Below are 9,527 nucleotides of genomic sequence, written 5' to 3' on the forward strand. Positions count from 1 at the left end.
CCGCGGCGACTTCCGGCCCCGCCGTGTCCTACTCCGGGAGGGTCCGGGGCGGGCGCGGACCGACGTAGTGGCCGCTGGGGCGCATGCGCAGCGGCCGCTCGCCGTACTCCTCCAGGGCGTGGGCGATCCAGCCCGCGGTCCGGGCCACGGCGAAGATCGTCTCGCCAGCCGCGGCGGGCATGCCGCTGGAGGCGGTGAACACCGCGAGGGCCAGGTCGACGTTCGCGTGCAGCGGGGTGTGCCGGGCGGCGGTGGCGACCACGTCCCGGGCCGCGAGCAGCGCGGGCTCCGCGCGCGGGACCTGCTCCAGCAGGGCGAAGAGCGCCCGCGCGCGGGGGTCCTCGCCGGTGTACAGCCGGTGGCCGAGGCCGGGGACGCGGCGGCCCGCGCGCAGCTCCTCGGCGATCACCGGGACGGCCGTGCCCTGGTCGAGCACGTCCAGCAGCATCCGGTGGGCCAGGCCGCTGGCCGCGCCGTGCAGCGGGCCCTCCAGCACGCCGAGCCCGGCGGAGACGGCCGCGTACGCGTGCGCCCGGGCCGAGGCGGCGACCCGGACCGCGAGCGTGGACGCGGCCAGGTCGTGGTCGGCCAGCAGGGCCAGCGCGGTGTCCAGGACGCGCAGGGAGGCCTCGTCGGCCGGGCGGCCGGTCAGCCGGCCCCACAGGCGGTGGGCCAGCGGGCCGTCGTCCCCGTGGTCGTACCGGGCCGGCGGCAGCGCGGCGACGAGGGTGGGAATGAGGGTGCGCGCCGTGTGCAGCACGGCCTCCTCGGACAGGTCGAAGCGCAGTGGGTCCTCGGCCGCCGCGGCGATCGCCGCCACCCGCAGCCGGTCGATCGGGGAGGCGTGCTCGGACAGGGCGTCCACCGCGCGCCGGGCGACCTCGACGGTGGCCGGGGGCGCGGTGAACGCCGCTCCCGGGGCGGGCCGGCCGGTCCACAGCCACTCCGCGACCTCTTCGTAGGGGTGACGGGCGGCCAGCTCGACGGCGTCGACACCGCGGAAGTAGTACCGGTCCCGCTCGATCAGCGTGATGCGGGTGCGGACGGACAGGTCGCCGCCGGTGCCCGGGCCGCCGGCGGCCTCGCGCCGGTTGCGGCGGGCGAGCGCCTCGACCTCCCCGGCCTCGAAGGTGCTGGCCCGGCCGCCGGGCTCGCGCCTGCTGCTGAGCAGGCCGCGGCTCACGTACGCGTAGACCGTCTCGGGCTTCACTCCGAGCAGTTCGGCGGTCTCCTTGGTGGTCAGCCGGCGCCCGGGGCGGTGGGGAGCGGTGTCGTGATCGCGCATGAGGGCCACCGTAGCGGCCGCCGCACATCTTGATCGGCATATATTGATTCAATCAATATTGACAGAGAATTAGTCAAGGATGGACAGTCGGATCAAGTCCAGGGAGGAAGACCATGACCGTCAACAGTGCAGCCACCCCGCCCCTCGACGCCCCGCGCGGCCTCGCGGGCGTCGTCGTCGCCGAGACCGAGATCGGTGACGTCCGCGGCAGGGAGGGCTTCTACCACTACCGCCAGTACTCGGCCGTCGACCTGGCCCGCACCCGCGGCTTCGAGGACGTCTGGCACCTCCTGGTCCACGGCACGCTGCCCGACGCGCGGCGCGGTCCGGATTTCGCCGCCGAGACCGCCGCGCTGCGACGCCTGCCCGACGACGTCCGGGCGGCCCTGCCCGCCCTCGCGGAGGCCGCAAGGCACTCCGGACCGCTGGCCGGACTGCGCACGGCCCTCTCCCTGCTCGGCGCCGCGCACGGCTTCCGGCCGGTCTACGACACCGACGCCGACCGCCGGCGCGCCGAGACCGTGGCCGCCTGCGCGGCCGTCCCCACCCTGCTCACCGCGCTGTACCGGCTCGGCCGGGGCCTCGACCCGGTGGAACCGCGCGAAGACCTCCCGTACGCGGCCAACTACCTGTACATGCTGACCGGTTCGGAACCGGATCCGCGCCGGGCCCGTGCGGTCGAGCAATACCTGATCTCAACCATTGACCACGGATTCAACGCGTCAACCTTCACCGCGCGCGTCATCGCCTCCACCGGCGCCGACGTGGCGGCCTGCCTGACCGGAGCCGTCGGCGCCCTGTCCGGCCCCCTGCACGGAGGCGCGCCCAGCCGCGCCCTGGACACACTGGACGCGATCGGCACCCCCGACCGGATCGACCCCTGGATCCGCGAGCGGGTCCTCGCCGGCGACCGGATCATGGGATTCGGGCACGCCGTCTACCGCACGGAGGACCCCCGCTCGCGGATGCTGCGCGAGATCGCGATCGGCTTCGGCGGCCCGCGGGTGCGCTTCGCGACCGAGGTCGAGCGCCGGGTGGAGGCGATCCTCGCCGAGCTGAAGCCGGGCCGCGAACTCCACACGAACGTCGAGTTCTACGCCGGCGTGGTCATGGAACTGTGCGGTCTGCCCCGGGAGATGTTCACCCCCACCTTCGCGGCGGCGCGGGTGGTGGGCTGGAGCGCCAACATCCTGGAGCAGGCCGCCGACCCGAAGATCATCCGCCCGGTGGCGCGCTACGTGGGCCCGGAGCCGGGCGCGGCGGTGCCCACGGCCGGATGACGCGCGAGCCGGCCGTCACCCACAGGGCGTCTCCCCCCACTCGTATCCTGGACCGTCCGAGTCCGTCCGCGCCCAGGGCGCGAGCCGGTGCGCGCTGCTACGTCTGAGAGGTCGCCCGTTGGGGAACAGCATGGGAAGCGGAAGCGGCGGAGGTCCGCGGCAGATCCCGGTCGTCGTGCTCGCCGGTTTCCTGGGCTCCGGGAAGACCACGCTCCTCAACCACCTGCTGCACCGCAGCGGAGGCAGCCGCATCGGGGCCGTCGTCAACGACTTCGGCGCCATCGAGATCGACGCCATGGCCGTCGCCGGCGCCCTCGGCGACTCGACCGTCTCGCTCGGCAACGGCTGCCTGTGCTGCGCCGTCGACGCCGGGGAACTCGACCTGTACCTGGACCGGCTCGCCGCGCCCGCCGCCGGCATCGACGTCATCGTCATCGAGGCCAGCGGACTCGCCGAACCCCGGGAACTCGTGCGCATGGTCCTCGCCAGCGAGCACCCCGGCATCGTCTACGGCGGCCTGGTCGAGGTGGTCGACGCCGCCGAGTTCGACGACACGCGCGCCAAGCACCCCGAGATCGACCGGCACCTCGCCCTCGCCGACCTGGTCGTCGTCAACAAACTCGACCGCGCCGACGACGCCGACCGGATCCTCGGACTCGTCCGCTCGCTCACCGACCGCGCGGCCGTCGTGCCCGCCACCTACGGCCGGATCGACCCCGAGTTCCTCTTCGACTGCCGGCCCACCGAGGAGCGCGTCGGCCAGCTGTCCTTCGACGACCTGCACGACCACGGCGACCCGGGCGGGGCCGGACACCTGCACACCGGCTACGACAGCCTGTCCTACACCTCCGCCGCCCCCCTGGAGCCCCGGCGGCTCATGCGGTTCCTGGACAGCCGGCCCGAGGGGCTGTACCGGATCAAGGGATACGTCGACTTCGGGCCGTACGACACGGTCAACCGATACTCCGTGCACGCCGTCGGCCGGTTCCTGCGCTTCTACCCGGAGCCCTGGGCGCCCGGCGACGACCGGCTCACCCAGCTCGTGCTGATCGGCGCCGGCATCGACGCGGCACCCCTCCGCAAGGAACTGGAGGCCTGCGCGAACGACGCCCCGCAGGCCGACGAGCACGGCATGTGGGGCGTCCTGCGCTACGTACAGGGACCGGACCCGGACGAGCCGGAAGCCGACCTCGCGGAGCCGCCCCTCTAGCCCCGCCCGGACCGCCCCGCCGGGCCCCCGCGGACCGCCTAGAGCACCGGTCCCGCCACCACCGCCACCGTCTTCGGCAGCGACGTGCCCGAGCCGTCGCGGCGCGGGTCCGGCTCCGGCAGGTCGGCCGGGGTGCCGTTCTTCTGCGCCGCCCGGGCAGGCGCCGGGCCCGCCCAGGCCACCGAGAGGCAGTCCTCGCCCTTCAGGAACCGCTGGCAGCGCACTCCGCCCGTGGCCCGGCCCTTGCGCGGGTACTGGTCGAACGGGGTCAGCTTGGCCGTCGTCTGCACCGAGTCGTCCAGCGTGCCGCGCGAGCCCGCCACCGTGAACACCACCGCGTCGGCGGCCGGGTCGATGGCCGTGAACGAGATCACCTTCGCGCCCTCGGTGAGCTTGATGCCCGCCATGCCGCCCGCCGGGCGGCCCTGCGGACGGACGATGGAGGCCTGGAAGCGCAGCAACTGCGCGTCGTCTGTGATGAAGACCAGGTCCTCCTCGCCGGTGCGCAGCTCCACCGCGCCGACGATCCGGTCGCCCTCCTTGAGCGTGATGACCTCCAACTCGTCCTTGCTGGACGGATAGTCGGGCACCACCCGCTTGACGACACCCTGCTCGGTGCCGAGCGCCAGCCCCGGCGACGACTCGTCCAGCGTGGACAGGCAGACCACCGTCTCGTCGTCCTCCAGGGAGACGAATTCCGCCAGCGGCGCCCCGCCGGAGAGGTTCGGCGCGGACACCGGCTCGGGCAGCTGCGGCAGGTCGACGACGTTGATCCGCAACAGCCGGCCCGCCGAGGTCACCGCCCCGATCACCCCGCGCGCGGTCGTCCGCACCGACGAGACGATCACGTCGTGCTTGACCCGCTTGCCGCCCGCCGCCCGCGGAAGCGGCGCGTCGGTCGCCGTACGGGCCAGCAGCCCCGTGGAGGACAGCAGCACCCGGCACGGGTCGTCGGCCACCTGCAGCGGCACGGCGACCGGGGCGGCCGCGGACTCCAGCAGGACCGTGCGGCGGTCGGTGCCGAACTTCTTCGCCACGGCCGCCAGTTCCGCCGAGACCAGCTTGCGCAGCTCCGCGTCGGACTCCAGGATCCGGGTCAGCTCCTCGATCTCCGCGGTGAGCTTGTCCTTCTCCGCCTCCAGCTCGATCCGGTCGTACCTGGTGAGCCGGCGCAGCGGCGTGTCCAGGATGTACTGCGTCTGCACCTCGCTCAGCGAGAAGCGCTCGATCAGGCGCTCCTTGGCCTGCGCGGAGTTGTCGCTGGACCGGATGATCCGGATGACCTCGTCGATGTCGACGAGCGCGGTCAGCAGGCCCTCGACCAGGTGCAGCCGGTCGCGCTTCTTGCCGCGGCGGAACTCGCTGCGCCGCCGGACCACGTCGAAACGGTGGTCCAGATAGACCTCCAGCAGCTCCTTCAGCCCCAGGGTGAGCGGCTGGCCGTCGACCAGGGCGACGTTGTTGATGCCGAAGGACTCCTCCATCGGCGTCAGCTTGTACAGCTGCTCCAGGATCGCCTCCGGCACGAAGCCGTTCTTGATCTCGACGACCAGGCGCAGGCCGTGCTCGCGGTCGGTGAGGTCCTTGACGTCGGCGATGCCCTGGACCTTCTTCGCGTTGACCAGGTCCTTGATCTTCGCGATGACCTTCTCGGGGCCGACCGTGAACGGCAGCTCCGTGACCACCAGGCCCTTGCGGCGGGCGGTGACGTCCTCGATGGAGACCGTCGCGCGGATCTTGAAGGTGCCGCGGCCGGTCGCGTACGCGTCCCGGATGCCGTCCAGGCCGACGATCCGGCCGCCGGTGGGCAGGTCGGGGCCCGGAACGTGCTTCATCAGCGCGTCCAGGTCGGCGTTCGGGTGCCGGATCAGATGGCGGGCGGCGGCGATGACCTCGCGCAGGTTGTGCGGCGGCATGTTCGTCGCCATGCCGACCGCGATGCCCGAGGCGCCGTTGACCAGCAGGTTCGGGAAGGCGGCGGGCAGGGCCACCGGCTCCTGCTCCTGGCCGTCGTAGTTCGGTGCGAAGTCGACCGTGTCCTCGTCGATCGACTCCGTCATCAGGCCCGTCGCCTCGGCCATCCGGCACTCGGTGTACCGCATGGCGGCCGGCGGGTCGTCGTTGCCCAGCGAACCGAAGTTGCCGTGGCCGTCGACGAGCGGGACGCGCATGGAGAAGGGCTGCGCCATGCGCACCAGGGCGTCGTAGATCGACGCGTCGCCGTGCGGGTGCAGCTTGCCCATGACCTCGCCGACGACGCGCGCGCACTTCACATAGCCGCGTTCGGGGCGCAGGCCCATCTCGTTCATCTGGTAGACGATCCGGCGGTGCACCGGTTTCAGGCCGTCACGGGCGTCCGGCAGGGCGCGCGAGTAGATGACCGAGTACGCGTACTCGAGGTAGGAGCCACGCATCTCGTCCACGACGTCGATGTCGAGGATTCTCTCCTCGAACGAATCGTCGGGCGGCGGGGTCTTCGTGCTGCGGCGGGCCATCGCTGCCTGGCTCCTTCTGATCTGGTCGCTCGCCTACGGGGCGCTCTTGCTGAAGCGTTTGACGGATCTGACGCGGACCATTGTGGACCGAGGCACTGACAACCCGTGCCGCGACCCGGTCCGGGCGGCACCGGGGAGCGGCCCGCCCCTGGCACCGGAGAACCGTCCGGGAGGGGGTCCGACGCAGGGTACGCGATCCGCTGTCGGCGTACGTGCGCGGGAACTTCGCGAAGGCCCCGCACGCTTTGCATACAGTGGCAGGAACGGCAGCAAAACCGCGGTTTCCATCAACCGCCTCCGCTCGCGAAGGGACGTACATGCCCATGGGTCACACGACCACAGCCGAGGCAGGCTCCGGGGGCCTGACAGCGACCGAGCACCGCCTGGCCAACGGTCTGCGCGTGGTGCTCTCCGAGGACCACCTGACCCCGGTGGCGGCGGTCTGCCTCTGGTACGACGTCGGCTCCCGCCACGAAGTCAAGGGGCGTACCGGCCTGGCTCACCTTTTCGAGCACCTGATGTTCCAGGGCTCCGCACAGGTCGAGGGCAATGGCCACTTCGAGCTGGTGCAGGGCGCCGGCGGCTCGCTGAACGGCACCACCAGCTTCGAGCGCACCAACTACTTCGAGACCATGCCCGCCCACCAGCTGGAGCTGGCCCTCTGGCTGGAGGCGGACCGCATGGGCTCGCTGCTGGCCGCCCTGGACGAGGAGTCCATGGAGAACCAGCGGGACGTCGTCAAGAACGAGCGCCGCCAGCGCTACGACAACGTCCCCTACGGCACCGCGTTCGAGAAGCTGACCGCCCTCTCGTACCCGGAGGGCCACCCGTACCACCACACGCCGATCGGCTCGATGGCGGACCTGGACGCGGCCACCCTGGAGGACGCCCGCCGGTTCTTCCGCACCTACTACGCGCCGAACAACGCGGTGCTGTCCGTGGTCGGCGACATCGACCCCGAGCAGACCCTCGCCTGGATCGAGAAGTACTTCGGCTCCATCGCCTCCCACGACGGCAAGCCCGCGCCCCGCGACGGCTCCCTGCCGGACGTCATCGGCGAGCAGAAGCGCGAGGTCCTCGTGGAGGAGGTCCCGGCGCGCGCGCTGATGGCCGCCTACCGGCTCCCGCACGACGGCACGCGCGCGTGCGACGCGGCCGACCTCGCCCTGACCATCCTCGGCGGCGGCGAGTCCTCCCGCCTGTACAACCGCCTGGTGCGCCGCGACCGTACGGCCGTCGCCGCCGGCTTCGGCCTGCTGCGCCTGGCCGGCGCGCCCTCCATGGGCTGGCTGGACGTGAAGACCTCCGGTGACGTCGAGGTGCCGGTGATCGAGGCCGCCATCGACGAGGAGCTGGCCCGGTTCGCCGAGGAGGGCCCCACCGCCGAGGAGATGGAGCGCGCCCAGGCCCAGCTGGAGCGCGAGTGGCTGGACCGGCTCGGCACGGTCGCCGGCCGCGCCGACGAACTGTGCCGGTTCGCCGTCCTGTTCGGTGACCCACAGCTCGCCCTGACCGCCGTCAAGCGCGTCCTGGAGGTCACTCCGGAGGAGGTCCGGGAGGTCGCGGCGGCCCGCCTGCGGCCCGACAACCGCGCGGTCCTGGTCTACGAACCGAAGTCCCCGGAGGCCGCCCCGGACGCCGAGGTCCCCGGGGACCCGGAGCAGGAAGCGACCGTAGAGGCGGGCCGCGACGAGACCGAGAACGAGGAGACGGCCAAGTGACCGAGCTCGCCACCATGGAGTTCCACCCCCGGCCGCAGCCCGGCGAGGCCAGGCCCTGGGCGTTCCCGGCCCCCGAGCGCACCGCGCTCGACAACGGCCTGACCGTGCTGCGCTGCCACCGCCCCGGCCAGCAGGTCGTCGCCGTCGAGGTGCTGCTGGACGCGCCGCTGGACGCCGAGCCGGCCGGCCTGGACGGCGTCGCCACGATCATGGCGCGGGCCTTCTCCGAGGGCACCGACAAGCACTCCGCCGAGGAGTTCGCCGCCGAACTGGAGCGTGCGGGCGCCACCCTGGACGCGCACGCCGACCACCCCGGCGTCCGGCTCGGCCTGGAGGTCCCCGCCTCCCGCCTGGCCAAGGGCCTCGGCCTGCTCGCCGACGCGCTGCGCGCCCCCGCCTTCGCCCCGGGCGAGGTCGAGCGCCTGGTCCGCAACCGCCTGGACGAGATCCCGCACGAGCTGGCCAACCCCTCCCGCCGGGCCGCCAAGGAACTCTCCAAGGAGCTGTTCCCGGCGACCTCGCGCATGTCCCGGCCGCGCCAGGGCACCGAGGAGACCGTCGAGAAGATCGACGCCGCGGCCGTGCGCGCCTTCTACGACCGCCATGTGCGGCCCGCCACCGCCACCCTGGTCGTCGTCGGGGACCTGACCGGCACCGACCTGGACGCGCTGCTCGCCGACACCCTGGGCGCCTGGACCGGCACCCCCGGCGAGCCCCGTCCGGTGCCGCCGGTGACCGCCGACGACACCGGGCGCGTGGTGATCGTGGACCGGCCCGGCGCCGTGCAGACGCAGCTGCTCATCGGCCGGATCGGCCCCGACCGGCACGACCGGGTGTGGCCCGCCCAGGTGCTCGGCACGTACTGCCTCGGCGGCACCCTGACCTCCCGCCTGGACCGCGTCCTGCGCGAGGAGAAGGGCTACACCTACGGCGTGCGCTCCTTCGGGCAGGTCCTCAGGTCCGCGCCGGACGGCACGGGCGCGGCGATGCTCGCCATCAGCGGCTCCGTGGACACGCCGAACACCGGCCCGGCGCTGGACGACCTGTGGAAGGTGCTGCGCACGGTCGCGGCGGAGGGCCTGACCGACGCCGAGCGGGACGTCGCCGTGCAGAACCTCGTCGGCGTGGCGCCGCTGAAGTACGAGACCGCGGCGGCCGTCGCGGGCACGCTGGCCGACCAGGTCGAGCAGCACCTGCCCGACGACTTCCAGGCGACGCTGTACCGGCGGCTGGCCGCCACGGGCACGGTGGAGGCCACCGCGGCCGTCGTGAACGCCTTCCCGGTGGACCGCCTGGTGACCGTCCTCGTCGGTGACGCCGCCCAGATCAAGGCACCGGTCGAGGCGCTCGGCATCGGCCCGGTGAGCGTGGTGTCGGCCGAGTAGCGACACGGCCGGCCCGACCGGCGCACGCGCGTGGGGGGGGGGGGGGGGGGGGGGGGGGGGGGGGGGGGGGGGGGGGGGGGCGGCCCCCCCCCCCCCCCCGGCCGGGCGGAGGGACGGCCCGGCGGGCGGTCGCGGCCCTCGCGTTCGAAAC

At 73.3% G+C, this 9,527-nt stretch carries 6 protein-coding genes; 4 read left to right on the top strand and 2 right to left on the bottom strand.

What is annotated here, in order from left to right:
* Nucleotides 1-28: 28 nt before the first annotated feature.
* Nucleotides 29-1,285 carry a citrate/2-methylcitrate synthase gene (locus ACZ4W9_RS36520; protein ID WP_467943159.1) on the bottom strand — a complete coding sequence of 419 codons (1,257 nt, stop codon included), beginning with the start codon at nt 1,283-1,285 and terminating at the stop codon, nt 29-31.
* A 113-nt stretch (nt 1,286-1,398) separates the two neighbouring features.
* Here ACZ4W9_RS36520 and ACZ4W9_RS36525 point away from each other — a divergent pair, with 113 nt between their 5' ends.
* Together ACZ4W9_RS36525 and ACZ4W9_RS36530 are read left to right on the top strand one after the other, a co-directional pair.
* Nucleotides 1,399-2,565: a citrate synthase/methylcitrate synthase gene (locus ACZ4W9_RS36525; RefSeq protein ID WP_467943161.1), complete on the top strand. Its 1,167-nt coding sequence runs from the start codon at nt 1,399-1,401 to the stop codon at nt 2,563-2,565.
* A gap of 130 nt (nt 2,566-2,695) precedes the next feature.
* Nucleotides 2,696-3,775: a CobW family GTP-binding protein gene (locus ACZ4W9_RS36530; protein ID WP_467943164.1), complete on the top strand. Its 1,080-nt coding sequence runs from the start codon at nt 2,696-2,698 to the stop codon at nt 3,773-3,775.
* Nucleotides 3,776-3,813: 38 nt separating this feature from the next.
* Here the strand turns inward: ACZ4W9_RS36530 and ACZ4W9_RS36535 are convergent, their stop codons facing one another.
* Nucleotides 3,814-6,270: a DNA gyrase/topoisomerase IV subunit A gene (locus ACZ4W9_RS36535; protein WP_467943167.1), complete on the bottom strand. Its 2,457-nt coding sequence runs from the start codon at nt 6,268-6,270 to the stop codon at nt 3,814-3,816.
* Nucleotides 6,271-6,587: 317 nt separating this feature from the next.
* On the opposite strand from ACZ4W9_RS36535, the gene ACZ4W9_RS36540 reads away from it, so the two are divergent.
* Both ACZ4W9_RS36540 and ACZ4W9_RS36545 read left to right on the top strand, forming a co-directional pair.
* On the top strand, nt 6,588-7,991 hold the full coding sequence (locus tag ACZ4W9_RS36540; protein ID WP_467943169.1) for a M16 family metallopeptidase: 1,404 nt from the start codon (nt 6,588-6,590) through the stop codon (nt 7,989-7,991).
* Nucleotides 7,988-9,376 carry a M16 family metallopeptidase gene (locus tag ACZ4W9_RS36545; RefSeq protein WP_467943172.1) on the top strand — a complete coding sequence of 463 codons (1,389 nt, stop codon included), beginning with the start codon at nt 7,988-7,990 and terminating at the stop codon, nt 9,374-9,376. The genes ACZ4W9_RS36540 and ACZ4W9_RS36545 overlap by 4 nt, the downstream gene beginning before the upstream one ends.
* Nucleotides 9,377-9,527: the final 151 nt, after the last annotated feature.

This window comes from Streptomyces sp. NPDC029296, from assembly GCF_055569255.1.

What these genes read in the sequence shown, in the direction of transcription:
- ACZ4W9_RS36520 (WP_467943159.1), bottom strand. Translation starts at nt 1,285, where the DNA reads ATGCGCGATCACGACACCGCTCCCCACCGCCCCGGGCGCCGGCTGACC.
- ACZ4W9_RS36525 (WP_467943161.1), top strand. Translation starts at nt 1,399, where the DNA reads ATGACCGTCAACAGTGCAGCCACCCCGCCCCTCGACGCCCCGCGCGGC.
- ACZ4W9_RS36530 (WP_467943164.1), top strand. Translation starts at nt 2,696, where the DNA reads ATGGGAAGCGGAAGCGGCGGAGGTCCGCGGCAGATCCCGGTCGTCGTG.
- ACZ4W9_RS36535 (WP_467943167.1), bottom strand. Translation starts at nt 6,270, where the DNA reads ATGGCCCGCCGCAGCACGAAGACCCCGCCGCCCGACGATTCGTTCGAG.
- ACZ4W9_RS36540 (WP_467943169.1), top strand. Translation starts at nt 6,588, where the DNA reads ATGCCCATGGGTCACACGACCACAGCCGAGGCAGGCTCCGGGGGCCTG.